General features: G+C 43.2%; 21 protein-coding genes and 1 pseudogene. 21 read left to right on the top strand and 1 reads right to left on the bottom strand.

Going from position 1 to position 26973, the window contains the following annotated elements; translation table 11 throughout:
- Positions 1-4 precede the first annotated feature (4 nt).
- From purH to MHB50_RS14090, 18 genes and pseudogenes are all read left to right on the top strand, one after another.
- Positions 5-1537, top strand: a complete 1533-nt coding sequence (purH, locus tag MHB50_RS14175) for a bifunctional phosphoribosylaminoimidazolecarboxamide formyltransferase/IMP cyclohydrolase (RefSeq protein WP_077110022.1) — start codon at positions 5-7, stop codon at positions 1535-1537.
- A 25-nt stretch (positions 1538-1562) separates the two neighbouring features.
- Entirely contained in the window at positions 1563-2822 is a 1260-nt protein-coding gene (gene purD, locus MHB50_RS14170) for a phosphoribosylamine--glycine ligase (RefSeq protein ID WP_077110023.1), read from the top strand.
- 561 nt (positions 2823-3383) lie between these two features.
- On the top strand, positions 3384-4970 hold the full coding sequence (locus MHB50_RS14165) for an AMP-binding protein (RefSeq protein ID WP_077110025.1): 1587 nt from the start codon (positions 3384-3386) through the stop codon (positions 4968-4970).
- 991 nt (positions 4971-5961) lie between these two features.
- Positions 5962-6837 (top strand): PaaX family transcriptional regulator C-terminal domain-containing protein, encoded by an 876-nt coding sequence (locus tag MHB50_RS14160; RefSeq protein WP_340083976.1) that lies wholly within the window; start codon positions 5962-5964, stop codon positions 6835-6837.
- Between the two features lie 145 nt (positions 6838-6982).
- Positions 6983-7639: an enoyl-CoA hydratase-related protein gene (locus MHB50_RS14155; RefSeq protein WP_236017159.1), complete on the top strand. Its 657-nt coding sequence runs from the start codon at positions 6983-6985 to the stop codon at positions 7637-7639.
- A 12-nt stretch (positions 7640-7651) separates the two neighbouring features.
- Entirely contained in the window at positions 7652-8647 is a 996-nt protein-coding gene (locus tag MHB50_RS14150) for an MBL fold metallo-hydrolase (protein WP_340083974.1), read from the top strand.
- A gap of 725 nt (positions 8648-9372) precedes the next feature.
- Complete coding sequence (locus MHB50_RS14145) at positions 9373-10308, top strand: Phenylacetic acid catabolic protein (RefSeq protein WP_339164384.1); 936 nt, start codon at positions 9373-9375, stop codon at positions 10306-10308.
- Positions 10309-10635, top strand: a complete 327-nt coding sequence (locus MHB50_RS14140) for a metal-sulfur cluster assembly factor (RefSeq protein WP_340083973.1) — start codon at positions 10309-10311, stop codon at positions 10633-10635.
- Entirely contained in the window at positions 10632-10862 is a 231-nt protein-coding gene (locus MHB50_RS14135; protein ID WP_077110030.1) for a hypothetical protein, read from the top strand. Before MHB50_RS14140 ends, MHB50_RS14135 begins: the two co-directional genes overlap by 4 nt.
- Before the next feature lie 4 nt (positions 10863-10866).
- Positions 10867-11511 (top strand): Phenylacetic acid catabolic protein, encoded by a 645-nt coding sequence (locus tag MHB50_RS14130; protein ID WP_077110031.1) that lies wholly within the window; start codon positions 10867-10869, stop codon positions 11509-11511.
- A gap of 54 nt (positions 11512-11565) precedes the next feature.
- A complete protein-coding gene (locus tag MHB50_RS14125; RefSeq protein ID WP_077110032.1) occupies positions 11566-12366 on the top strand; it encodes an enoyl-CoA hydratase/isomerase family protein in 801 nt (266 codons plus the stop codon).
- A 150-nt stretch (positions 12367-12516) separates the two neighbouring features.
- The gene (locus MHB50_RS14120; protein WP_340083972.1) at positions 12517-14091 is read left to right on the top strand and encodes a benzoate-CoA ligase family protein; all 1575 of its coding nucleotides are present in this window, start codon (positions 12517-12519) and stop codon (positions 14089-14091) included.
- A 129-nt stretch (positions 14092-14220) separates the two neighbouring features.
- Positions 14221-15402 (top strand): annotated as a pseudogene (locus MHB50_RS14115) (adenine deaminase C-terminal domain-containing protein); the annotation flags it as partial.
- Between the two features lie 48 nt (positions 15403-15450).
- Positions 15451-15717: a ferredoxin gene (locus MHB50_RS14110; protein WP_339164375.1), complete on the top strand. Its 267-nt coding sequence runs from the start codon at positions 15451-15453 to the stop codon at positions 15715-15717.
- A 276-nt stretch (positions 15718-15993) separates the two neighbouring features.
- Positions 15994-16866, top strand: a complete 873-nt coding sequence (locus MHB50_RS14105) for a 3-hydroxyacyl-CoA dehydrogenase (RefSeq protein WP_077110072.1) — start codon at positions 15994-15996, stop codon at positions 16864-16866.
- 575 nt (positions 16867-17441) lie between these two features.
- The gene (locus tag MHB50_RS14100) at positions 17442-19181 is read left to right on the top strand and encodes an adenine deaminase C-terminal domain-containing protein (RefSeq protein WP_340085343.1); all 1740 of its coding nucleotides are present in this window, start codon (positions 17442-17444) and stop codon (positions 19179-19181) included.
- A gap of 50 nt (positions 19182-19231) precedes the next feature.
- On the top strand, positions 19232-20239 hold the full coding sequence (locus MHB50_RS14095; protein WP_340085342.1) for a DUF3048 domain-containing protein: 1008 nt from the start codon (positions 19232-19234) through the stop codon (positions 20237-20239).
- 17 nt (positions 20240-20256) lie between these two features.
- A complete protein-coding gene (locus MHB50_RS14090; RefSeq protein ID WP_077110037.1) occupies positions 20257-20562 on the top strand; it encodes a YerC/YecD family TrpR-related protein in 306 nt (101 codons plus the stop codon).
- Between the two features lie 80 nt (positions 20563-20642).
- Here the strand turns inward: MHB50_RS14090 and MHB50_RS14085 are convergent, their stop codons facing one another.
- Positions 20643-21365, bottom strand: coding sequence for a GDSL-type esterase/lipase family protein (locus tag MHB50_RS14085; protein ID WP_340083971.1), 723 nt, complete (start codon positions 21363-21365; stop codon positions 20643-20645).
- A 616-nt stretch (positions 21366-21981) separates the two neighbouring features.
- Between MHB50_RS14085 and MHB50_RS14080 the strand changes: the two genes are divergently transcribed.
- The 3 genes from MHB50_RS14080 to ligA are packed head-to-tail and all read left to right on the top strand — an operon-like array spanning position 21982 to position 26972.
- Positions 21982-22665: a heptaprenylglyceryl phosphate synthase gene (locus MHB50_RS14080; protein WP_340083970.1), complete on the top strand. Its 684-nt coding sequence runs from the start codon at positions 21982-21984 to the stop codon at positions 22663-22665.
- 46 nt (positions 22666-22711) lie between these two features.
- Positions 22712-24916, top strand: a complete 2205-nt coding sequence (gene pcrA / locus MHB50_RS14075) for a DNA helicase PcrA (protein ID WP_077110039.1) — start codon at positions 22712-22714, stop codon at positions 24914-24916.
- A gap of 49 nt (positions 24917-24965) precedes the next feature.
- Positions 24966-26972 (top strand): NAD-dependent DNA ligase LigA, encoded by a 2007-nt coding sequence (ligA, locus tag MHB50_RS14070; RefSeq protein ID WP_077110075.1) that lies wholly within the window; start codon positions 24966-24968, stop codon positions 26970-26972.
- The last annotated feature ends 1 nt before the right edge of the window (position 26973 follow it).

Genomic DNA, 26973 nt, shown 5'->3' with positions numbered 1-26973 from the left:
AAACATGAAAAGAGCGCTGATCAGTGTCTCGGATAAGACAGGTATTGTTGAATTTGCAAAGCAATTGGTGGACCTCGGGTATGAAATTTTATCAACTGGCGGGACAAAACGCATTTTGGAAGAAAACGGATTGCCCGTAACCGGTGTTGATGAAGTAACAGGTTTTCCGGAGATTTTGGAAGGCAGGGTAAAAACACTCCACCCATTCATTCACGGAGGATTGCTTGCCAAAGGGAATGATCCTTCTCATACGAAGCAGTTGGAGGAACAGGGCATCCAAAGAATTGAGCTTGTCTGCGTAAACTTATATCCGTTCCAAAAAACGATTGAAAAGCCAAGCGTAACGCCGGAAGAAGCAATCGAAAATATTGATATCGGTGGACCTGCAATGTTAAGGGCATCTGCCAAAAATCATGAAAGTGTTACAGTCATTGTTGACAGTGCGGATTATGATGAGGTTATTTCTGCCCTTCGTGACAGCGGAGAAGTTCCACTTGAAACGAAAAGAAGGTTGGCGGCGAAGGTGTTCCGTCATACGGCTTCTTACGATGCGTTGATCGCCGGGTACATGACTGAGCTTGCCGAAGAAGAGCAGCCGGAACGGGTGACGTTTACATACGAACTGAAACAGCCACTCCGATACGGTGAGAATCCTCATCAAAAAGCAGCTTTCTATGCCCGGCCGCTTGGTTCCAAGTTCTCTATCGCTCATGCAAAGCAGCTTCATGGCAAGGAGCTTTCTTATAATAACATTCATGATGCCGATGCGGCGCTGCAAATTGTGAAAGAATTTGAAGAGCCTGCCGCTGTTGCAGTCAAGCATATGAATCCATGCGGAGTCGGAATAGGTGAAAGTGCCGCTGCTGCTTTTGCAAAAGCATACGAAGCGGATCCAACATCGATTTTCGGAGGAATTATTGCTTTCAATCGTGAAGTGGATGCGGACACAGCCAATAAGCTGAGAGAAATTTTCCTTGAAATTATTATTGCGCCATCATTCACAGAAGAGGCACTGGACATTTTAACCGCCAAGAAAAACATTCGGCTTTTGACGATTGATTTCCATGCGGAAAAAGTGAGAGAAAAGATGTTAACGTCGATTGAAGGCGGGCTGCTTGTTCAAGACCAGGATGAACATACGCTGGCAGAAGCTGAAGTCACGGTGCCTACAACACGAAAGCCGACGGATGATGAGATGACTGCGTTGAAGCTGGCTTGGAAAGTGGTCAAGCACGTAAAATCAAATGCGATTGTCGTTGCTGACCAATCAATGACACTCGGAGTTGGCGCAGGACAAATGAACCGTGTGGGTGCTGCCAAAATTGCGCTTGAACAGGCGGGAGAGAGGGCAAATGGAGCTGTTCTTGCTTCAGATGCATTTTTCCCAATGAGTGATACAGTGGAAGAAGCAGCGCGCGCCGGCATTAAAGCGATTATTCAACCGGGCGGGTCTATTCGGGATGAAGATTCCATTCAAATGGCCGACAAACACGGAATCGCCATGGTCTTTACAGGTGTACGCCATTTTAAACACTAATAACGATATTGGATGGTGAAGTGTAATGAAGGTTTTAGTGATTGGAAGCGGAGGCCGGGAACACGCCATTTGTAAAAAAATGAAAGAAAGCAAACAAGTAACTGCGGTTTTTTGTGCCCCGGGAAATGCGGGGATTTCCGAAGATGCCACGATCGTACCGATTAAAGAAACAAAGTTTGCCGATTTAATTGATTTTGCCAAAAAGGAAGAGATTGATTTAACGGTTGTAGGTCCCGAGGTTCCGTTAAACGCCGGCATTGTCGATGAATTCGAGGCGGCGGGATTGAAGATTTTCGGCCCGCGGAAAAATGCCGCTATCATCGAAGGCAGTAAATCATTTGCTAAAGATTTAATGAAAAAATATCAAATCCCAACAGCCGCTTATGAAACATTCCACTCTTATGAAGAAGCGAAGGCTTATATTGACAAACAGGGCGCCCCGATTGTGATTAAAGCAGATGGTTTGGCAGCCGGAAAAGGTGTCGTCGTAGCAATGACAGACGAAGAAGCTGACACGGCACTGAAAGAAATGCTGTTGGACGAAAAATTCGGTGAATCATCCGCAAGTGTTGTCATTGAGGAATTTTTAGAAGGCGAAGAATTTTCCCTCATGGCTTTCGTAATAGGAGAAAACGTCTTTCCGATGGTCATCGCCCAAGACCATAAACGAGCTTTTGACGGCGACAAGGGGCCGAATACGGGAGGAATGGGTGCCTACACCCCTGTTCCTCACATTCCGGATATCGAAGTCGAGCGGGCAGTTGCTGAAATTGTGATCCCGACCGCCAAAGCCATGGTACAAGAAGGAAGACCCTTTACCGGGATTTTATATGCCGGACTGATCTTAACAAAAGAAGGGCCGAAAACGATCGAATTTAATGCCCGTTTTGGCGACCCTGAAACCCAAGTTGTCCTGGAGCGCCTGGACAGCGACTTGGCAGAACTCATTCAAGATTTGCTCGCCGGAAAAGAACCAGTCATCAAATGGTCTGCCGACGCCGTGATCGGAGTAGTCGTCGCATCCAACGGCTATCCAGGAGACTATGAAAAAGGACTGCCTATCCCGGATTTAAACGTTCTCGATCCGGCCATTCAAGTGTTCCACGCCGGAACTGCAGCCGGAAGCGAGCCTGGGACGTACGTATCAAATGGTGGCCGGCTATTATTGGCCGCTGCTAAAGGAGCCAATATTCCAGAAGCCTATGCCAACGTGTATAAAGAAATGAAAAAGCTGGATAGCGATCATTTCTTTTACAGAAGCGATATCGGGCATAAGGCACTGTAAATAAAGGATGAAAAAGATGATCTCTGTTTTTAGATGAGGTCATCTTTTTTATTCCTTTGTACTTTTTCTATTTTCCTGACTTGGGAAGCTTATACGCTATGAGTTCCGGAAAGGGGGAGTATTTTCTTTCGAAGATCGAGACGAGGAGCTTTCGCTCTTAAGAATTTTTTTCCTCATTTATGCGGAATTGTAATCGTTTAATTCCGCAAATTTCAGGTACAAATAGGATGACAATGATGTTAACATATTCTGAAATAACAGAAATAACTGAAAATAACGGAAGCGTTTTTATTGGAAAGTTGACTGAAAGAAAGAGATGTGGATCATCGTTTGTATTTGCAGATCTGGCCAGCACTAAAATAAGCACATTTTTTTGTAGCCCCAAAAGCTGGTTTTGGCGATGAAAATTGAGCTTGATTGACGGTGCGAAGCACTTCTTCATCAGCTCGGAGCAAGTGGCGCAAAACCAGCATTATGTTGAAGAACTTTGATGCTGTGGCGGCTTAGTGATGACAGTTTTGAAAAGTACTCTCATATTCGATTTGAAAGGAGAACATGGGTATGAAGGAGAAACTTGAGAGTTTGTCTGTTTCAGAGTTGCTTTACCGGGCCTATCAATTGGAGCCGGAAAAGGAAGTATTGTTTGACGGTTATAGCAGAATGACTTATGGAGAACTCATGGATCAATCTTGTTTATTGGCGGCTTCCCTTCAAAAAATGGGCATCAGTAAAGGAGATAGAATTGCAGTCTGCTTGCCCAATTGGAATGAGTTTGTTGTGATTTATTTTGCCGCTGCCCATATTGGAGCGGTTATTGTTCCTTTTAATACGAGGTACCGCATGTATGAAGTCCAATATAATATAAGAAATTCAGGAGCGAAGCTGGCGTTTTTTACAAATGAATTTGACGGTGTAAACCACATGGAACAGTTCCTGGAAGCAAAGGAAAATGTCACTTCCCTGAAACAACTGATTACTGTTCGGTACAAGGCCGATCAACTGGAAAGCTATGAGCAAATAATAAAAGGAGAAGAAGTATGCACCTCTTTTAATCGGACTGCCGTCAATCCGAAAAAAGATGTGTTTACGATTTTATTTACATCGGGTTCAACCGGCTCCCCGAAAGGGGCCATGCTTACTCATGCCAATGTTGTGATGACCGCCATAAAAACAGCGGAACAAATGGATTGTACAGCAGAGGACGTCTTTTTCGTGTCTGTCCCGGTTTTTCATGTATTCGGCATGGTACCAAGCATCCTATCCGCAGTTTCGGTAGGCGCCCGCATGGTACTGCTGGATGAATACAAACCGGAAAAAGCTTTGTCATTGACGGAATCCGAAAAAATTACGGTCAAACACGGTGTACCAACGATGTTCATCTTAGAATTAAATCATAAAAACTTTCACCAATACGATCTATCTTCTCTAAGAACGGGAATTATCGCTGCTGCGCCGTGTCCGGTTGAAATTGTTAAACGGATTCGTCAGGAAATGGGCTGTGAGATTATGGTCGCGTATGGATTAAGTGAAACTTCACCGACATTGACGATGACAAGCTTTTCCGACAGTGATGTCGTACGGGCGGAAACCGTTGGAAAGGCACTTCCAGGGGCAGAAGTGAAGATTGTAGATAACAATCGCAATGAGGTAATGAATGGTGAAGTAGGGGAAATCGCTTGCCGGAGCTTTGGCGTTATGAAAGGTTATTGCAACATGCCGGAACACACAAAAGCAGTCTTGGATGAAGACGGCTGGTTTTATACTGGCGATCTTGGCACAATCGATATTGAAGGAAACCTCCGAATTGTCGGAAGGAAAAAAGAAATGGTTGTAAGGGGCGGCTATAATATTTATCCGAGAGAAATCGAAGAAGTCTTTTACCAACATCCTGACGTAATGGAAGCAGCCGTAGTGGGCCTTCCTGATACAGTGCTGGGAGAAATTTCGTGTGCATGCATTACATTAAAGCCGCACAGCCAAATGGATGAAAAGGATCTTTTCCAGTTTATCAGAGAGAGAATCGCTGATTACAAAGTGCCGGATAAAATGATTATTTTAGATGAATTTCCGATGACCGCGAGCGGTAAGATCAAAAAAATTTCTTTGCGGGAAGAATTAATTGAAAACCTTGAAGGAGAGTTAAGATGAGGTCCTCAGAGAAAGAGATGGACGACTGATTTTTTTCTATTTTAGGTTTTTCAAACGGAGGAGGTTCAAGAGAAGGGATGGAAGAACGAGTGAAAAATCAAACTGGTGTAAAAAGAAAAGGGAAGCCGGTTGCGTTGAAAAGGGACATTCAATAAATGTGATTTAGGAGAGCGTTCCAATTTTCATTACATGATCTTGGTACCTCTTTCTTATCGAATTAGCCAATCTCTTCGGACATTTCTGGTTTTCCGTTTTGTCGAGAAGCTTCTACAATGCATCCGATGATGGAAAAATAAATGTAGAGAAAGGGCAAATAAGTATTCCGTTTTCAGTTTCTTTGCTTTTCCTTTTGTGGAATCTTTAGACGTTAAAAATGAAATGTATTGACAATGAAACACAACTTCCTTATTATTATGTTTAATAGATGGTGTGAATAAAAAGATAATAAAGGAAGAAGGGAGGTCATGATGTGCTCAATCAGGCGCAATCATTCCGGCCTTATTGTTCTTTCTGCGATTCGGAAGACGTTAGCCGAATCTCTTCGTTTGGTACAGCGCAGCTTGTCTCACAATACTACTGCAATCATTGCAAGAGTGTGTTTGAATGTATCAGATGGCAACAAGAAGAAAAAATGTAAGCGTTTCAAGTTTATATAGAAAAATCACATTTTTGAAAGTGCAGGAAAACACCTTGAAATATGCAAGGGAAATCATATAAAGTGCATCTATGCGGTGGCCAATATGAAGCTGTCCATTAGAATGGATGTCCAACGTGGCTATCCGGTTATGAAGGCGGGCTACAAAACTTGTTGTTCCGCTCCGAAAATATTCATGGAGGGTTGAATGCCTTTTGGAAAATGGGAATCCGGATTGGTAAAGAGGCTGTCCCGCAAATGGCTGCCGGCTTTTTATAAACAGCGGTAGTCTTTTTAAAAAAATTTTCCAAATGATATAATAAAGGAGGGAAAATATGAGAATAAGATGGTGAAAATATGAAGCCCAGAGGATTGATGTTCACGCTTTTTGGAGAGTATATCCAGCATTATGGAGGAGAAATATGGATTGGAAGCCTAATTCGGCTCATGTCCCATTTTGGATTGTCAGAATCTTCTTGCCGCGGCGCCACTTTGAGGATGGTGCAGCAAGGCTTTATACAGGCCAGAAAAATTGGCAATAAAAGCTATTATTCTTTGACAGAGAAAGGGAAAAGAACGGTTTTTGATGGAGTATCAAGGGTTTATTCCGCGCCGAATACGAAATGGGACGGCAAATGGCGGATTTTTACATATTCCATTCCGGAAGAAATGCGGGAATTAAGAAATCAACTGCGCAAGGATTTAAGTTGGCTTGGCTTTGGGGCTATTTCCAATGGTGTATGGGCCACCCCTAACCCCATCGAAAAGCAAGTAATGGAAATGGTTCAGGAACATCATTTAAACGACTACAGTATTCTGTTTACTTCCAGTTCGTTTGTTTCCCATGATGATCAAGATATCATTCATAAAGGCTGGGACTTGGATCAAATTGAAGAAAAACATGCCGACTTCATTGCACGTTATAAAAATAAATTTGAGCAGCTTAAAGAAGATGCCTGGAACAGTAAATTAACGGATAATCAGTGTTTTATCGATAGAACGGAGCTTGTCCACGAATATAGGAAATTTTTATTTTTCGACCCCAACTTTCCAGCGGACTTCTTACCGCGTGATTGGATCGGATTTCGGGCAAGAGAGCTATTTTTTAATATCCACCAGTTGTTGGCTATTCCGGCCATCCGGTATTTTGAGTCTGTTTTTGAGCAGGCGCCAGACACCAAGGCCGCATATAACCGGGATCGGGCGATCAATCCATTCATGAATATCGTATAAGCCAGCATCTTTCAATGAAAGGAGCAAGCCATGAAAACCGATTTTGAAACGATCATATTTAAAGTGAGTGAAGGAGTTGCCCATTTGACGCTCAATCGTCCTCCGTTACATGTTTTAAATATTGAAATGATGGAGGAAATATGCGATGCATTTAACGATCCGGGAAGAAAAGGATTTGCATGCACTCGTTATACGGGCAGAAGGAAAAGCTTTTTCGGTTGGTGCTTCGGTGGAAGACCATATGGGGGAAAAGGCAGAGCCGATGTTTCATGTTTTTCATAAAATGTTTCACTTGCTGGTTGAAATTCCCTGCCCGACGATTGCGGTTGTTGAAGGAGCTACTTTGGGAGGGGGATGTGAATTGGCTACTTTTTGCGATATGGTGTATGCAACGGAAAAAGCAACATTTGGCCAGCCGGAAATTCATTTAGGGCTTTTCCCGCCAGTCTCCATTGTCGCATTTCCATGGATCACCGGATTGAACAGAACGATGGAGTTGCTTTTAACAGGTGAAACGATCGATGTTCAAAAGGCTTATGAATGGGGGTTCGTCAATCGTATCGTTCCTTCGGAACAACTGGAGGAAACGCTTCAGGAGCTGCTGAATCACTTGAAAAATAAGAGCGCCCTGGCGCTTTCGCTTACTCGAAAGGCTGTCAGGGAAGCGATGGCGGTCAACTTTGCGTCTGCCATTGGCAAGATCGAACAGATTTATTTCCGTGAATTAATTCCATCTAAAGATGCCCAGGAAGGCCTCCGATCTTTTGTTGAAAAAAGGAAGCCGGTCTGGACGAATGCATAGGGGGCATGCAACTTGCAAATACGGGCAATAGAAGAGAAGATTTACCGGATTGCCGTGCCCATTCCTTTTCCGATGAAATACGTATATTGCTACCTTTTTCAGGAAGAAGACGGATGGAGCATCGTCGATACGGGGTTTAACTATCCAGAGGCCACAGAAGTGTGGAAAAAGGTGTTCTCCGAACTGTCCATAAAACCTTCTTCCCTGCAAGCGATATATGTAACACATTATCACCCGGACCATTCGGGTTTGGCGGGGTGGATGCAGAAATGGTCGGGCGCACCGGTGTATATCAGTGTAAAAGACGGCGAGACATTTGATTTGGCTTTCAGTGATAAAAAAGTAATGGCCGCCCGGTTTGGTGAAATATGTAAAGAAAATGGAGTGCCTGAAGAGCTGATGTTTGATATTCAAGATCAGTTCGAAAAAATGGGAGAACATGTTCGGCCTTTCCCAGAGTTTACATTTTTTGAAAAGGATGAAATCATATTGGGAGGTGACCGATGGCAAGTGATTCATACACCTGGCCATAGTGACGGCATGTTCTGTTTTTACCAACAGGAAAAACAATTGCTTTTGGCAGCAGATCATGTATTGGCAAGGATCACGCCCAATATTGGTCTTTGGCCCTATGGAAGAGAAAATCCGCTTCAGGATTATTTGCAATCTTTAGAAGAAATCAGTTCCTTGGATGTCAGATGCGCCCTCCCTGGCCATGGGGATCTTATTTTAGATTTGCCTAAACGAATTAACGAAATTCATTTGCACCACGAGCAACGATTAAATGAAATGTACAACCTGGTGATAGGGGGAAAGACCGCTTTTGAAGTTTCCAGGGAAGTATTTAAAGAAAGACAATTGAACTCACATCAATGGAGATTTGCAATCGCAGAGACGCTGGCGCACTTGGAGTATCTTTATTTTTCCGGAAAAATAACAAAATCAAAATCCGCGGGAAGTAATACTACTGTATATACTGCGGACTCTTATATTGAAGCTGGGACATAAGCAAATACGAAATAGCAAAAACCGAACAATTCATTTATAATTGTTCGGTTTATTTGTGTTAAAAAAATCCCTATCATCGCTATGTCAACATATTTCGCTTTCCGCAGGTCTCTTCAGCTTCCTCGGAACTTTCCTGCGGGATCTTCAGCTCGAGCTATTCCCGCAGGAGTTGACTACGCTAAAAGCTTACGCATTATACACTGGGACAATTGATCCCGCATGTAAGGTGCCGTAAAACTCCCACTTCAAAATCTTGAGTGAATACAAAAGGTCCAAGTGTGAGAAAACGGTACCTAAATGCCCGATTGGTTCAACTAACATTCAGTAGGGAGATGGAAGAAAACGCCTACTGAATGAAGTTTCAATTTATCCGGCATGTAAAGTGCCGTAAGACTCCCACTTCAAAATCTTGAGTGAATACAAAAAGTCCAAGTGTGAGAAAACGGCATCTAAATGCCCGATTGGTTCAACTAACATTCAGTAGGGAGATGGAAGAAAACGCCTGCTGAATGAAGTTTCACTTTATTGTTCGTTTTTTAATCGACTGATTTAGTTGTGTCCCGGTCCCTTCTTGTATTCAAGGAAAATGCTTAGAAGTAGCTTAACCCCTGTTTTATTCTGAATTGAAACCTTTTTTTAAAATGTTCTTGACATTCCTATGAATGTTTATTAATATTATGTTTAATAAACGACAGATAAATAAACGTAATATGAAGGTGCAGGAAATGGAAAGTGCAGAGCTTTTAAAAGAGAAGGTTCGCAAGGGGTTTATGGTTGAAAGCTTGGAGGATATGAACGGGGAATATCTCCGAGCATTGAAGCAAACGCTCGTCATTGTTGGGGACACGGAATTATTGAGTGTTCCTCCACTGCTGACTGTATACAACCAGGCACCGACCCTCAATAACAAGATAACCGCTCTTGCCATCATGCAAGATGAAATCGGCCATGCACATATCGCTTTTCGCCTGCTGAAAGATTTGGGAGAAGATACAGACGAATTATTGTACAGCAGAGAACCCCACCGGTGGAAAAACCCGTATGCATTTGATTTTAAACTAGACAACTGGATTGAACTTGGCGTATTTAACGCGCTGTTCGACCGGGCCGGCTATACATTACTCGGTGATGCCGGCAAGCATACATCATACGGTCCATGGAAGCGGGCACTCGTAAAAGTTGATAAAGAAGAATTGTTCCACCTCCGAAATGGCGAAATCATTATGAAAACAGCAATGAAAGATCCAAAGCTACGGGAAGAAGTGCAAAAAGCAGTTGATTGGATGTTTTTGATGGCGCTTGAATTTTTTGGTGTGGAAGACAACTTGAAAAGCCGTTCCCATCAGCTCGAATATAAATTAAAGGGAAAAACGAATGACGAACTTCGCCAACAGTGGCTTTCAACGGCTGTTCCATTCTGCGAATCCATCGGCGTGAAAGTACCGGCTCATTATGATGAGGAACAAAACAAATATGTCCTTGATGTTCCTTTCCCATGCAAGTTCGACGTAAAAAACAAACAGTGGCTCTTTGACCAGCCGGATACATGGGAGAACGTCATTAAACGATTTAAAAGACGCGGGCCGCAAAACAAACAATTTGTTGAAAGAATACAGCGCGGTGCGAAAGAGATGGAAAGACTAAGAAAAGAGGTGGTATAAATGAAAGCGGTTGCTGGGGGTGTTCAAAAATACTGGGATGCCTTGAAAGAAGTAAATGATCCGGAATTTCCAATCAGTGTTGTCGATATGGGATTAATTTACAACATTGAAAAAAACGGCGCTGCCCTCTATGTTACGATGACGTTCACCGCGGTTTCCTGTGCATGCATGGATTGGATAAAGGAAGACATTGAGAACCGTCTTCTCAAGGAGCCGGAAGTAAAAGAAGTCCATATCGAAGTCGTTTGGAGCCCGCCGTGGACTGTTGAGATGATGAGTCTGAAAGGCCGTGACAAGATGAGGTACTGGGGGGTCAGTTCAAAATGACTGAACAGTCAAGAAAGAAAGCTACCTTTGATATTTTCACAAGAATTAAGCGGGGGGACGACTTAATCCATATTGGAACAGTAGAGGCGGAAACGGCAGATTTGGCAAAAGTATATGCCGCCTATACCTACGATGAAGAGGATTGGACCGAGATGTGTGTCGTTGAAAGAAACCAGCTTCAATGGGTCAAAAAAGCGAAAGGATTATTTGCCAGGAAAGGGGCGTAAAGACGTGGGGGAACAGAAACAAAGTGCGGAGGAATTTATTCAGCTTCTTGAAGCGATCGCGGACAATAAATATGTGCTGGGTGATCGTTTGGTGGAAGTGGGGGTAAGTGGTCCGAACCTGGAGGCGACGCTGGCTGCCATTGCAATGGCACAAGGGGAGCTTGGCCACGCCCGTCTATTGTACAATTGGATATTTGACTTAAAAGGATTAAAAGGAAAAAAGCCCAGTATTGAGAATCAGACCGGCAAAGCATTTCATGAAGTCATTAAGGTTCAAAATTGGATCTCATTGATTGCGGCGCTTTATACGGTCAGCACGGCAGTGGATATCGTATTAAAAGCCATTTTGGAAACTGGGAATGAAAAAGTCATTTCCCGCATTCAAAAACTTGTCAATGAACAAAAAGAACACATTATTTATTCCAAGCAATGGGCACAGCAGCTTTTAAACGATGAAGGTCTGATTCCTGTCAAATTTAAGGATGCCATAAACATTGTACTGCCCGAGGTGAAACAGTGGCTACAAAGTGTGGAGGAGAAAACGGAGATTGCCGCCAAAGGCTATATCGTAAAAAGCTCTTCACTGTACAAAAAATTTGAACAGGAGCTGAACAGCTTGCCTTTGCGAAGCCCTGTAGCTGTAAATTGACAAGCAAAAGAAATAAGCACCATTTTAAAAATGTAAAATATAGGAGGAACGAATATGAGTACACAAGTAGAAGCAAAGAAGAAGAATATCACGGTTGTCAAAGACAACGGAGTTGCGGAAATCCATATCCACGTGAACAAATCAAACTCTTACAGTCTTGCATTCTATCAGGAATTGAATGCGGCCATTGACGATATCCGTTTTGATCATGATATCAAGGTGGCCATCCTCATGAGTGATATGCCAAACTTTTTTTCGGCCGGGGCAGATATCCATTTTCTAAAATCTGCAGACCCGCACTTTAAAACACAATTTTGCCTGTTCTGTAACGAAACCTTGGACAAAATGGCGCGCTCTCCGCAAGTTTACATTGCCTGTCTGGAGGGGCATACCGTGGGCGGCGGTTTGGAAATGGCGCTCGGATGCGATCTGCGCTTTATGGGGGATCAGGCGGGAAAAATCGGTCTGCCGGAAGTGTCGCTGGGCGTATTGGCCGGAACGGGTGGTACGCAGCGCTTGGCCCGCCTTGTCGGTTATTCCCGGGCCCTTGACTTGAATATTACGGGGGATACACTAACACCCCAGGAAGCATTGGATATCGGACTTGTAAACCGCGTATTTCCGCAAGAAGAAGTCAGGGAGAGAACCTTGGAATATGCACGGAAAATTGTAGAAAGCGCCACCTACGCGGTTTCTAATATTAAGCTTTCCATTATGAATGGAAAGGAAATGCCATTAAACGCGGCCATCCGTTATGAAGGCGAACTGCAAAACTTATTGTTCCGCTCGGAAGATGCCCATGAAGGGTTAAAAGCCTTTTTAGATAAGAGGACGCCAGACTGGAAAGGAAAGTAAGTTTTTATATAAAGTCGTGACTGTTCAACAAGTTACCCAAGAGAATATTTCTCAATGTCCTTTTGGGTAACTTCTTTTATTGAGTATTGGCAACTAGATGTTCACATAATTCACTCGTATGAAAAATAAGTGATAGGGTGATGAGTGAAAATGGAACTAAATGGAATACGGCCGGTTTATAACGCGTGTAGTCGTTTGATTGATGAAAGTGTATTGTCCGGCTTTGAAAAGAAAACAGCCGTTTATTATGAGGACGGGAACATTACGTATAAAACACTCCAGACCCTCGTGAATCAGACCGCCAATATGTTAAAAGCATTAGGATTGGAAATGGAAGATCGGGTACTCATTATTTGCCATGATTCCCCGGAGTTTATCTATTCCTTTTTTGGAGCCGTCAGGATAGGGGCTGTTCCGATCCCCGTCAATACGATGATGCAGGCTGGCGACTATGAGTATTATTTAAATAATAGCAGAGCCAAAGCTTTGATCGTGCATCATGATATTTGGAAAAAGATAAAGCATAAAAGAAAACGCTTTATTTATGTAAGGGAGATATTGATCATCAGTGACATCGCCACAGATATCCATGAAGGTGCCCTGAATTTTAATCTGCAAATATCGGAGCAACCAGTTGAATGCCCGCCTTCGTTGACGTGCTATGATGATGCGGCTTTTTGGCTTTATACCTCTGGCACTACCGGTGATCCAAAAGGTGTCATCCATCTGCATCATGATATGGAAGTGTCCACTAGCCATTATGCAAAAAAAGTATTGAAAATGACGGAAGCCGACCGCTGTCTGTCAGCTTCCAAACTTTTCTTTGCCTATGGAATGGGCGGGGGGATGTTTTTTCCGTTGGGAATGAAGGCGTCAACCATTTTGGTCAAGGAAAAAACAACACCCAAAACAATGTTTCAAACCATTGAAAAATATAAACCGACTATCTTCTTCGGGGTGCCGACGCTGTTTGGCGCGATGATAGAGCATGTGGATCAGAGCGGAGAATGTCCTGATCTTTCCTCTTTGAGAATTTGCATATCGGCGGGCGAACCCCTCCCGTCATCGTTCAGTAAAAAATGGAACCATCTATTTGGAGTAGACATTTTGGACGGTATTGGTTCGACGGAAGCACTCCATATTTTTATCTCAAATCGTATCGATGATATGAAAGAAGGGAGTAGCGGAAAAATTGTACCCGGCTATGAAGCAAAGATCGTCAATGAACAAGGAGTGGAACTGCCGCCAAACGAAGCCGGCGACTTGATCATAAGCGGTGACAGTATTGCACAGGGCTACTGGAATTTGCATGAGCAAACCAAACATAAATTTATGGGAAAATGGTTTCATACCGGAGATAAATATTACACGGATAAAGAAGGTTATTATTGGTATTGTGGCCGTTCTGACGATATGTTAAAAGTCGGAGGAATCTGGGTGTCTCCGATAGAAATCGAAAACTGCCTTTTAGATCACAAGGCGGTGTTGGAAACGGCGGTCATAGGGGAAACGAATGATCAAAATCTCATCGTCCCCAAAGCATTTATTGTATTAAAAGAGAACTTCACTCCATCGGAACAATTGAAAAAAGATATTCAACAGTTTGTAAGAAAAAATCTGGCACGATATAAATACCCGCGTATTATTCAATTTATAGATGAATTGCCCAAGACGGCAACTGGTAAAATTCAGCGCTTTAAATTGAAAGAGCTCCTTCATTCATAACACTAATGGGAAGATATCGGTGGAGATTGCTGAAGGCGTAAAAAGGATGGTTTTATCGTTAAAATACAGAATAATGAAACAATATTTGGTGTGTCAATTATTGATGCAGATCCAGTTGGGATGTTTACAGTGATTGATGGCCATACTGCCGGCTGCTCATATGAGAAATTGAATGCAGTGGCGGCTTCGGGTGTCAGTGCATGTCATGAGGCTATAACGTCAAAGGAGGACTTCGACAGACTGCGGCTCGGACTGTGGACGACACTGCGGAATAGTTCCCTACGGCCGGATCTAGAGGAAATCATCAAACTAATTACGGAAAGCAATGCGAATACAAATCGTTTATTAATGACGACCGATGGGCCTCACCCCTCCTTTATTGAAAAAGAGGGGTTTATGGATGGACTTGTCAAAAAGGCTGTCGAACTTGGAGTCTCTCCTATTCAGGCAATTCAGATGGCGACGTTAGACCCTGCTTCATACTTGCGGTTGGACGACTATATCGGCGGAATTGCGCCAGGCCGGCAGGCGGATATTTTAATACTTCCGAATCTTGTGGATTTTCGGCCAAATATCGTGATTTCCAAAGGGAAAGTGGTTGCCCGAGCCGGTAAATTGATAGCTCCTTTGCCGGAAATAGACTGGAATCAATATGTCGTGAGAACACCTTTTGGATTTAAAAAGAGTTTTCTGGAGGATTTGCATCTTTATCAGTATCCCCACAGCGATCCCGAAAGTCCGGTGCCTGTCGTTCACTTTAAAAGCAATGTCATCACTGCGAGAAAAGATATGCGGCTTCCTTCGGTAAATGGTTACATTGATCTAACGATTGAAAAAGGACTATTATATCCAGCCCTTATTGAGCGAAATCAGCAATGGGTCACGAAAGGGATTTTGGAGCGTTTTGCTGTGGATTTGGATGGTCTGGCTTCCACCTATAATACGACGACAGTATTGCTGGTGATCGGAAGAGATTTGAAAGCAATGGCAAAAGCAAGCGGCATCCAAGGTCTACGAAATGGGAGGAGGGATTGCCATCGCCAATAAAGATAAGATCGTACTCGCAATTCCTTTGTCGTTTACCGGGATGATGACGACCGGTCCATCTTTTGATACTGCCTTAAAACAGCATGATCGCCTTTAGGAGATGATGCGGGAAGGACGATTTCCATTTCACGATATTTTGTACACATTGCTGTTTTTGACATGTGATTTTCTGCCGGGGTTGCGCCTTATCCATATGGATTGTATGAAGTAAAGACGGATGAAATTCTGTTGCTGTCAACAGAACCGGCCCGTTTTTATGTGTAATAATCTTTTGCTGACTGCTTTGATTTCTAATAGTGGGGAGGTAAAACCATGAAATGGTATACGTTGGTTGATCAAGATACATGCATTGCTTGTGGAGCTTGCGCAGATGCTGCCCCAGATGTATTTGACTACGATAAAGAGGGGTTATCATTTGTCCTCTTGGATCATAATCAAGGCATCGCCGAAATTCCAGAGGAACTTATTGAAGATGTTGAAGATGCCTATGATGGCTGCCCGACCGATTCTATTAAACTTTCTAATGAACCTTTTAACTTCATTCAGAAAAATTCCACCACTTGTAAAAGTGCGGGATGAGGCAGCTGTCTTGCAAAATTCCAGCCGATGCTTCGTAGGAAAGGCAAGTGAGTGCCCGGACATAACCAGCGGCCCATTGAAAAAATGAAAGCTGTTCCTGCTAACGTTGCTTTCATCGTTTTTTCGTGTCACATTGCGCCCGCGCTGCGCTTTTTGTACAAGGCAATCACGTCAAAAAATCATAAATAAAACGGTAAAAAATTGTACTATATATGGAAGGAACTCGGGGTAGGATATTCGATTGATTCCTATTCTGCGATGTTGGGAGGAAATGAGCTGATGCAACATATAGTGGTTATCGGTGCGGGCGTTATGGGCCGGGGCATCGCTTATGTGGGAGCGGCAGGGGGATTCCGCGTAACGGTGGCGGATGTTAGCCTTTCTGCTTTAGAAAGCGCCGAAAATGAAATCAATGCCACTTTTGAAAAGGGAATTGCTCGTCATAAGATAACGGAACAATGGGCTTATGAATCCAAAAATCGCCTAAAATTTGCAAGCAGCCTGGAAGTAGCGGTTACCGAAGCGGATTTAATCATAGAAGCGGTTCCGGAAAAGGCCGACATAAAAAAACAAATATTTGAAATAATGGAAGCATATGCACCAAAACATTGCTATTTTGCCACCAATACATCCACGATGAGCCCAACCGAGATTGCATCGTATGCGATGCGGCCGGATAAAACCATTGCGATGCATTTTTTTAATCCAGTACATAAGATGCCGCTTGTGGAAATAATCCGTGGTCTGGAAACGAGTGACAAAACAACAGAGGTTATACAGGAAGTGGCACAAAAAATGGGAAAAGAAATGGTTATCATCAACGAGTTTCCGGGGTTTGTGACGAGCAGGATTTCGGCGCTTGTCGGGAAAGAGGCATTTTATATGCTTCAGGAAGGACTTGGTTCACTTGAGGAAATTGGTAAAGCGATCAAACACGGATTACATTATCCAATGGGTCCATTCGAACTGGCAGATCTCGTAGGCTTGGATACAAGGCTGAATAACCTTCGCTACCTCTATGATAAGCTTGGTGAGAAATATCGTCCGGCGCCCCTTTTAGAACAATATGCAAAAGCAGGGAGGCTTGGCAGAAAGACGGGCAAAGGTGTTTATGATTATACAGGGGATGGTATGGTGGAAAAAACATGAAATAAGTCGTCATGGCTCATGCTGCCCGGACACCGATTGTGCGGTATAGAGTACCTGGAAAAGTTTCGGTCAGGATTTTAGGGGAGCCATTGTCATCCAGCCTGCGGAAAGACATCCTAAACGATTTAACGAACATATTCTGCTGAACCCGAAGGGCCTGTACGAAACACTTTCTGAAAAATGCGACCAAGTCAAATTTGAGAACGCGAATCATAACAAAAATGTCGGACGAATGTTTAAGAAATAAAAAAGCGGGAATCAACATATATATGCAATGATGTAAATAGGAGTGAGGCAGGGGATTGCAGTGATTGTTGAAAACATATTATAATGATAAAAATTGACTATGCGCCTTGGGATGCAAGTTTCCCCAAGGATCTTTTTATTGCGTTTTGCCCTTCACAAAAAATATAAAGTTTCCTTTCAAACTTTAATGCGCTAAAAGAAAAAATATGTTACTATTAAGAACAAATAGTGAAAGCGTTTGCTTTTTTGTTCAGGAGTAGAAAGTACGCACTGTTTTATGGAGTTGTCATTATATAAAAATAAACAGTTTTCTCCCCAGGGAGGGATACATTTTGGAACAACGTTTTATGTGGAAAAACAAACATATACGTGAACAAGCCGCTATTATCGATGGTAAACAATCACCGACATTACTGTTAAAAAACGCTCGTTTTTTGCATTCGGTCCTCCGTCAATGGGTGAATGGGAATATTTGGATTCACCATAATCGCATCGTTTATGCGGGAGAGGCTCTTCCCAAAAAAACGAATGGGACAGAAATTGTTGATTGTTCAGGGTTGACGCTTGTTCCAGGTTATATAGAGCCGCATTCACACCCCTATCTGCTCTATAATCCTCAATCGTTGTCGCGTTATGCTGCGCAAACAGGCACTACAACGTTAATCAACGACAACCTTTTTCTGTTTTTACATTTACAGAAAAAGAAAGCGTTTTCACTATTGGCGAAATTATGGGAATGTCCTGTTACGATGTATTGGTGGGCGCGCTATGATGCCCAAACTGTCCTAAATGGAGAAGAAATGATTTTTTCCAACAGAGATGTCAAAGAATGGATTGAACATGATAAGGTGATCCAAGGCGGGGAGTTGACAGGTTGGCCCCAGCTTTTGGATGGCGATGATTTAATGCTTTACTGGATACAAGAAACAAAGCGGATAGGCAAAAAAGTCGAAGGGCATTTTCCGGGCGCTTCCGACAGGACCTTGGCGAAAATGATGCTTTTTGGAACGGATAGCGACCATGAGTCGATAACAGGGGAAGATATTTATAAGCGGCTGATGCATGGTTATACCGTTTCATTAAGGCATTCCTCTGTTCGTCCCGACTTGCCTGTTTTACTAAAGGAAATGAAGGAGCAGGGGATCGGCCAGTATGATTCCATGGTGCTTACCACCGATGGATCAACTCCGTCATTTTACAAACAAGGAATGTCGGATATGATGGTCCGCATAGCAATTGAAAGTGGTGTGCCTGCTATTGATGCCTACCATATGGCTTCCTATAATGTGGCAAAGCATTATAATCTGCAACATTTGCATGGAATGATTGCAACGGGAAGAGTGGCAAGTATCAACTTTTTGGAAAATGAACAACAGCCCACCCCGATCTCTGTCTTGGCAAATGGCCAGTGGGTAAAAAAATCCGGTGAAGAAATTGTTGTGGATGAAGATATTTGCTGGAAAGATTACGGAATAGAGCCATTTTCATTCGACTGGCAATTAACGAAGGAAGATTTGGCGTACTCCATGCCTTTTGGTATTCAAATGGTCAGCAATGCAATCACAAAACCTTATTCCATTACACGAGATGTGTCTGACGAAATGCCTGCTGACAGCGACGAGTGCTTTTTCATGCTGCTTGACCGGCAGGGAAAGTGGAGAATCAACACATTGCTGAAAGGATTCGCCCGTCATGTAGGGGGATTCGTTTCTTCCTTTTCAACAACCGGCGATATTATCTTGATTGGCAAAAACAAACAAGATATGCTGCTGGCTTTTGATCGAATGAGAGGGATTCAAGGCGGGATCGTCCTAGTGGAAAATGGTGTCATAATTCATGAAATCCGCTTGCCTCTTCTCGGCATCATGTCAAACAAAGATCTTCCGGCGCTTATGGAAGAGGAAGCGGAGTTAATCAGATTGCTTGTAGAACGAGGCTATCCTTATTCAGATCCTGTTTATACGTTATTTTTTCTTTCTTCCACCCATCTCCCGTATATTCGCGTTACTCAGCGCGGAATGTATGATGTGAAGAATAAAACGGTACTTTTTCCGACGTTAATGCGTTAAAATAGTGTGGGAAACGAAAATTTACATCATTAGGGGATGGGACTTTGAAAATGAACAAATGGATCATCGTATGTTGTGCAGCTTTTATGATTGTTTCTGCATGCAGTAAAAAAGATGGCGATGAACGCAAGGAACAACCTAAAGTGGAGAAACAAAAAGCTGCGGAACAATTTCCTTTGACAGGAATGGAAGCAAAAAAAGATTCCACACAGCGTGCTATAGCTATAACTGTGAATAATCATCCGAAAGCAAGGCCGCAAAGTGGGCTTGCCGAGGCAGATATTGTTTATGAAGTGCTCACGGAAGGGGCGGTCACACGATTTTTGGCGATTTATCAAAGTGAAAAACCGGAAACCGTCGGTCCCGTTCGCAGCGCAAGGAAATATTTTATTGATCTGGCTAAAGGGTATGACAGTTTATATATTTCACATGGCTATAGCCCCGAAGCGAAGCGGATGCTTGAGAACGGAGTGATTGATCATATTAACGGGATGCGGCATGATGGAACCCTGTTTAAACGGGTAGGCTTTCGCAAGGCGCCCCATAATTCCTATATTACTTTTGACAAAATTGAAAAACAAGCAGTGGATAGCGACTTTGAAATGGATAAACCGCCGAAGCCGCTGGCATTTTTAAAGAAAGAAGAAGTTGAGTCATTGGATGGCGAAAGTGTTTCAAACATGACGATTTCTTACAGCAAGGACGCGGTTTTTGCTTCTGAATTTTCCTATGACGCGAATAAGGAAAAATATACGCGCTCAACAGGAGAAGTGGAGATGGTTGAATATGAAACAAACGAGCCGGTGCTGTTTGATAATGTTATAGTGGTTGAAGCTGCCCATCATGTTGCCGATGAACAAGGGCGAAAAGAAATTGCTCTCGAGTCGGGAGGCGAGGCCTATGTTCTCCAACATGGGATCAAAAAAGAAGCCGAATGGAGAAATGAGGATGGGCGAATTGTGCCATATGAGGATGGACGCCCTGTCAAACTTGTCCCGGGAAAAACATGGATTAGTATTGTGCCCGAGATGGCGATTGTCTCTTTCGGAGAAAAGTAATTGAAGGAGAATTTATGATGCAAATAGAGAAGTTACGTGGAAAAGCACTTGATCAACTTTTTAATGCCATCTTATCATTAAAGGATTTGGAAGAATGCTACCGTTTTTTCGATGATTTATGCACCATTAATGAAATCCAATCACTTTCCCAGCGCCTGGAAGTAGCAAGGATGCTGAGGGAAGGAAATACGTACCAAAAAATTGAAAAGGCGACAGGAGCCAGCACAGCTACTATTTCACGTGTCAAACGCTGCCTTAACTATGGGAATGACACGTATGAAATGGTGTTGAAACGTCTCTATGAAGAGGACCGCGACGAATAAAAAAGTCGCGGTTTTTCTTTATGTAAGGAATCTATCCGATGGACTTAAGTGAGCATAGAAAATCCGAATGACGTCTTATTTCACTTTTCATGAACATATTGTTTTATGCTCTCTCTCCAAAGGATATATCCTTCACCTGTTAAATGGATTCCATCGACCGTATATTTGTCAGGCAGCTGGTCGTTTTGGGAAAAAGCGGAATAGAGGTCAATATATTGCACACCGTTTTTTTCCGCTAATGCCTGCAAATCTTTGTTCATTGTTTTTATTGTATCGTTGCTTAGTATATTGCCATACTTTTTGTTATTGACTGGAAGCAAACTTTGTATAAAAATGTCTGTTTTGGGTGATCTGGATTGGATGCTTGTGATTATTTTGGCGTAATTATGAATGGTTGCCGAAACGCCTTTTCGACTCTTCAGGTCATTCACCCCAATGAGAATAAAGATTTTTTTGGGTTTCGCCTCTATAATGTGATCCAATCGTTTGAGCACTCCTGCTGTTGTATCCCGGCCGATCCCGCGATTGATGACAATTTCTTCTGGAAATAGCTCACTCCACTCTGTTCGAAAGGTAAGGCTGTCTCCCAAGAACACGATAGAGTCGGGAGGAATGGTGAGTTCGTTAAATAAAGTGGTTCTTTCCTGGTAGTGAAATCCTGACCTTTTATTTGGCTTTTCTAAGCCTGCGTTCACTCCACCTATCCCATCAAACTTAATGAATATAAAACCGATTATGAATAGGAGTAAAATGTTCGCTCCGATGGAGATAAAAAGCGTGCGTTTCGTCCGTTGTTCTTTCATGATGCACCCCATCATATAGAAGTTTATGGTACAAGATTACCATATTTACATAAAACTTTACATAAATTTCAAGTATGTACCAATTTTTACAAACTCATTATTCTGAACGGACGTCTTGGTTATTTTTCATTGGGTAAAAGGATATGAGGGAGTGGATAGCGAGCCATTTCACTGTTTTGAATACAAGAATGCCGCTATCCCGCAGATACGATAAGAGGATTACGAAGAGTCCTGGGTAGAAGCTCCTCTGCTAAAGTACATTTTTTCCCCCTGTGTTCCGGATGATATGATGGAATGAACGAACGTGAAAACATTTCTTAAAACATAATAGCAAGTAAAACGGTCTTCAGATTGTCGTTTATCCGAACAGCGGTGGCAACCGGATTCGATCCAAAGTCAGGAAGCACTAACCTCTTGATGAATTGGCAGCGGATCACAAAGCAATAACCAATTTTCGGCATCAGGCAAAACAGTTTAATCTGCTATGTGATCAGCCCTGCTTTTCAGCATGATGAGGGGGTTATTTTTACCGTTGAAAATATTCATTTTTCAATTCGGAGATTTGACTTGATAATGATATAATAGTGTACGGAATTGGAGAATGGAGGACATTGACGTGTATGATGTCAGGAACTGGCGCCATGTTTTTAAACTGGACCCAAATAAAAAGTTAGCATCTGGCGATTTGGAAAAAGTATGCGAATCCGGCACTGATGCCATTATCATTGGCGGCACGGATGGAGTGACGCTGGACAATGTACTGGATCTCATGGCCAAAGTCCGGCGGTTCACTGTGCCTTGTGTGTTGGAAGTGAGCAATCTTGAATCCATTACGCCGGGATTTGACATATATTTTGTACCGACTGTTTTAAACAGCCGTGATGTGCGTTGGATAACAGGCTTACATAAAGAAGCTATCAAAGAATATGGCGCACTCATTGATTGGGAAGAAGTGTGCATAGAAGGTTATTGTATATTGAACGCAGATTGCAAGGCTGCCAAGATGACAGACGCCAATACGAACCTTTCTACGGAAGAAGTAGCTGCCTACGCCATGATGGCGGAAAAATTGTTTTGTATGCCCATATTTTATTTGGAGTATAGTGGTACATATGGGGATCCGGAACTTGTGAAGGCAGTAAAAGAGGAGCTTTCCAAGACAACGTTATTTTACGGAGGGGGCATTTCGACAGCTGAGCAGGCAGCGGAAATGGGCGCTCATGCTGATGTTATTGTTGTAGGAAATGCTGTTTACGACAATTTAAAAGAAGCGCTGAAAACAGTTCGATCTGTAAAATAAACATGCTATAATAGGAACGGATGTTCCTGATAAGGTGGTGGATCTTGTGCAATTTTTAACAGAAAACTTGCTCGAAGGATTGAACCGAAAGCAAAAAGAGGCTGTCAAAACGACGGAGGGACCGCTGTTGATCATGGCCGGGGCAGGTAGCGGAAAAACTCGGGTTCTGACTCATCGTGTGGCTTATTTAATGATAGAAAAAGGGGTCAATCCATATAATATTTTGGCGATTACATTTACAAATAAAGCCGCAAGAGAGATGAAAGAGCGGATTGGGCACATAATGGGAGATTCAGCGCAGAATGTTTGGATCTCAACATTTCATTCAATGTGTGTCCGGATGCTCCGCCGCGATATTGACCGGCTTGGATACAACCGAAACTTTACGATTTTGGATACGACAGACCAGCTTTCGGTGATCAAAAACATATTAAAAGATGTAAACATCGATTCGAAAAAATTTGACCCAAGGGCGATCCTCGGGGCGATCAGCAATGCGAAAAATGAACTGATTGATGCGGATGAATATAGCAAAAGCGCCGCTGGATACTATGAAAAAACGATCAGTGATGTGTATGTGGAATACCAGCGCCGTTTAAGAAGGAATTCCGCCCTTGATTTTGATGACCTGATTATGGTGACGATCCAGCTTTTTGAGAGAGTGCCGGAAATATTGGAATACTACCAAAGAAAATTTCATTATATTCATGTGGATGAATACCAAGATACAAACAGGGCGCAATACACACTCGTCAAACTCCTTGCTGCCCGCTTTAAAAATTTATGCGTGGTAGGGGATTCTGATCAGTCGATTTATAGATGGCGCGGGGCGGATATCGCCAACATTTTATCGTTTGAAAAAGACTACCCTAACGCAAACGTTATTTTACTTGAACAAAATTATCGCTCCACAGGGAAGATTTTAGAAGCGGCCAATGAAGTGATTAAACATAATGTAAACCGCAAACCGAAAAACTTGTGGACCGATAATGATGAAGGGAAAGAAATTGTTTATTATAGGGCGGAGGGTGAAAAAACGGAGGCCCAATTTGTGGCCGGTAAAATTAAAGAGCTGACAGAAGCTGGGAAGCGTTCCCGCTCCGATATCGCTATTTTGTACCGGACAAATGCCCAATCCCGCGTGATTGAAGAAGTATTGATGAAATCAAATATTCCATACAACATCGTCGGGGGTACGAAGTTCTATGATCGAAAAGAAATTAAGGACTTGCTAGCTTACTTGCGCTTGATCGCAAACCCTGATGACGATGTAAGCTTCCAGCGCATCATCAACGTGCCAAAGCGTGGGATTGGCGCAAGCTCTGTTGACAAAATTTCAGCGTATGCGAATGAACGGGATTTATCCATGTTTGAGTCACTCGGTGAAGTTGATTTTATCGGACTGAGCGGCAGAGCGGTGAACTCGGCAGCCGCCTTTTATGATATGATGAAGAACTATTCGCAAATGCAGGAGTTTTTATCAGTGACGGAACTTGTTGAAGAAGTCATTGAAAAATCCGGATATAGGGACATGCTGAAAGCCGAAAAGACATTGGAAGCAGAAAGCCGCTTGGAAAACATCGAAGAATTCTTGTCTGTTACAAAAAGCTTTGAAGATCAGAACGAAGATAAAAGCCTGGTTGCCTTTTTAACGGATTTGGCACTTGTTGCAGATATTGATCAATTGGACGATGATGGGGCTTCTTCAGATGCTGTGACCCTTATGACGCTTCACTCAGCGAAAGGATTGGAGTTCCCTGTCGTATTTTTGGTCGGTATGGAAGAAGGAATTTTTCCTCATAATCGCTCTTTGGTGGATGAAGAAGAGATGGAGGAAGAGCGCCGGCTTGCCTATGTTGGGATTACACGGGCCGAAGAGGAGCTTTATTTGACGAATGCTGAAATGCGCACTCTTTATGGCCGCACAAATATGAATCCGCCCTCCCGTTTTATTGATGAAATCCCGGATGAACTAGTGGAAATGATTGTAGAAGTGGATAACAAACGGATTTCTTTTGGGTTTGAACCGAGTAAAAAAGCCTATCGACAGGTTGTCAGGCCGGAACCGGCTTCTGAAGAAGGACAAACCCAGTGGAAGGTCGGAGATAAGGCCGAACATAAAAAATGGGGAGTCGGAACGGTTGTCAGTATAAAAAATGAAAATGACAGTGTGGAATTGGACATCGCTTTTCCAAGTCCGATCGGGATCAAACGCCTGCTTGCCGACTTTGCTCCAATCAAAAAAGTTTGACCCGGGCGCTCTCCCTAATGTAAAAACGCTTTTAGAAAGGGCTGTTGAGATGGACCGTAAGGCCGCTGAAAAACGGATCAAGGAACTGCATAATCTATTAAATCAATATAATTATGAATACCATGTTTTGGACAATCCATCCGTCCCTGATGCGGAATATGACCGGCTTATGAATGAATTAATCGAGATTGAACAGCGTTTTCCCGACCTTGTGGTCCCTGAGTCGCCTTCCCAGCGGGTGGGTGGTGAAGCACTTTCCGCATTCGAAAAGGTGGAGCACGAGTCTCCGATGTTGAGCCTTGCCAATGCTTTCAGTGAAGAAGATTTGCGTGATTTTGACCGCCGCGTCCGCCAGGCAATCGGTGAAGACTATGCATATGTATGCGAGCTGAAAATAGATGGATTGGCTGTATCGCTGCGGTATGAGGATGGGCTATTCGTTCTGGGAGCAACGAGGGGCGACGGAACGGTTGGCGAGAATATTACGGCCAATTTAAAAACGATCCGTTCCATTCCGCTCAGATTAAATGAAGAAGTAACCTTTGAAGTGCGCGGAGAGGCCTTTATGCCGCGCAAGTCATTTGAGCAATTGAACAAATTGCGGGAAGAAAAAGGAGAAATGTTGTTTGCCAATCCGCGAAACGCGGCCGCCGGTTCGTTGCGGCAACTTGATCCGAGAATTGCCGCTTCCCGCCATCTGGATATTTTTCTATATGGCATAGGCAATACAAGAAATTTGGCTGTTGCTACCCATAGCGAATCACTGGAGCTTCTTTCCCGTTTGGGACTAAAAGTAAATAAAGAATGGAAGAAATGCCGTAATATAGATGAAGTAATCGCATATATCGAATCCTGGACTGAAAAGCGGCCTTCCCTCCCATACGATATTGATGGAATTGTCGTTAAAGTCGACTCCCTGGAGCAACAGGAGCAGCTCAGCAGGACGGCCAAGTCGCCGCGCTGGGCGATTGCTTATAAGTTCCCCGCAGAAGAAGTCGTCACGCAACTGACCGATATCGAATTGAGTGTTGGCAGAACAGGTGTTGTCACTCCAACGGCCAAATTGATTCCTGTCCAGGTAGCGGGCACGACCGTTCAACGAGCTTCCCTTCATAATGAAGACTTGATCCGCGAAAAAGATATTATGATCGGTGACTGGGTTGTTGTCAAAAAAGCTGGTGACATTATTCCGGAAGTTGTTCATGTATTAACGGAAAGACGAACAGGCGAAGAGACTGTTTTTCATATGCCGAAGCATTGTCCGGAATGCGGGAGTGATCTTGTGCGGCTGGAGGGCGAAGTGGCGCTCCGCTGCATCAACCCGAAATGCCCTGCTCAAATGAGGGAAAGCCTGATTCATTTTGTCTCCAGAAATGCGATGAACATCGAAGGACTCGGAGAAAAAGTTATTGGGCAATTGTTCTTGCACGGTCTTATCAAAGATGCGGCGGATATTTACTTTTTGAAAAAAGAAGAGTTGTTAAAGCTCGAACGAATGGGTGAGAAATCCGTCAACAACTTACTTGAAGCTATTGAGAAATCAAAGAGCAATTCAATGGAAAAACTGCTATTCGGTCTGGGCATCCGTCATGTCGGTGAAAGAGCGGCGAAAATCTTATCCGAGCATTATGGAACGCTCGATGATTTGATGAAAGCGACAGATGAGGAATTGCAATTGATTCCGGAAATAGGTGAAAAAATGTCGGATGCGATCGTGACTTACTTTGGCAGTGAAGAAGTGAAACAACTGATCGATGAATTGAAAGCTGCCGGAGTCAATATGACTTATCGCGGACCGCGGCCATCTTCGCAAACTGATGTCGAGTCCATTTTTGCCGGAAAAACAATTGTTTTGACAGGAAAACTGGAAAAATTGACACGTGGAGAGGCAAAGGAAAAGATTGAAATGCTCGGAGGAAATGTCACCGGCAGCGTAAGCAAAAAAACAGACTTGGTCATTGCCGGCGAAGATGCGGGCTCAAAACTGGCAAAAGCTCAGGAACTGGGCATCGACATTTGGGACGAAGAAGAATTTTTGGAACAACTTGAACACTAAA

The organism is Siminovitchia sp. FSL H7-0308 (genome assembly GCF_037980985.1).
Classification (GTDB): domain Bacteria; phylum Bacillota; class Bacilli; order Bacillales; family Bacillaceae_C; genus Siminovitchia; species Siminovitchia thermophila.
Note: the sequence above shows the minus strand (reverse complement) of the source record. Positions and strands in the feature narration are given on the sequence as shown.

Coding starts and splice junctions, on each gene's coding strand:
- purH (WP_077110022.1), top strand. CDS start 5: ATGAAAAGAGCGCTGATCAGTGTCTCGGATAAGACAGGTATTGTTGAA.
- purD (WP_077110023.1), top strand. CDS start 1,563: ATGAAGGTTTTAGTGATTGGAAGCGGAGGCCGGGAACACGCCATTTGT.
- MHB50_RS14165 (WP_077110025.1), top strand. CDS start 3,384: ATGAAGGAGAAACTTGAGAGTTTGTCTGTTTCAGAGTTGCTTTACCGG.
- MHB50_RS14160 (WP_340083976.1), top strand. CDS start 5,962: ATGAAGCCCAGAGGATTGATGTTCACGCTTTTTGGAGAGTATATCCAG.
- MHB50_RS14155 (WP_236017159.1), top strand. CDS start 6,983: ATGCATTTAACGATCCGGGAAGAAAAGGATTTGCATGCACTCGTTATA.
- MHB50_RS14145 (WP_339164384.1), top strand. CDS start 9,373: ATGGAAAGTGCAGAGCTTTTAAAAGAGAAGGTTCGCAAGGGGTTTATG.
- MHB50_RS14140 (WP_340083973.1), top strand. CDS start 10,309: ATGAAAGCGGTTGCTGGGGGTGTTCAAAAATACTGGGATGCCTTGAAA.
- MHB50_RS14135 (WP_077110030.1), top strand. CDS start 10,632: ATGACTGAACAGTCAAGAAAGAAAGCTACCTTTGATATTTTCACAAGA.
- MHB50_RS14125 (WP_077110032.1), top strand. CDS start 11,566: ATGAGTACACAAGTAGAAGCAAAGAAGAAGAATATCACGGTTGTCAAA.
- MHB50_RS14120 (WP_340083972.1), top strand. CDS start 12,517: ATGGAACTAAATGGAATACGGCCGGTTTATAACGCGTGTAGTCGTTTG.
- MHB50_RS14110 (WP_339164375.1), top strand. CDS start 15,451: ATGAAATGGTATACGTTGGTTGATCAAGATACATGCATTGCTTGTGGA.
- MHB50_RS14095 (WP_340085342.1), top strand. CDS start 19,232: ATGAACAAATGGATCATCGTATGTTGTGCAGCTTTTATGATTGTTTCT.
- MHB50_RS14090 (WP_077110037.1), top strand. CDS start 20,257: ATGCAAATAGAGAAGTTACGTGGAAAAGCACTTGATCAACTTTTTAAT.
- MHB50_RS14085 (WP_340083971.1), bottom strand. CDS start 21,365: ATGAAAGAACAACGGACGAAACGCACGCTTTTTATCTCCATCGGAGCG.
- ligA (WP_077110075.1), top strand. CDS start 24,966: ATGGACCGTAAGGCCGCTGAAAAACGGATCAAGGAACTGCATAATCTA.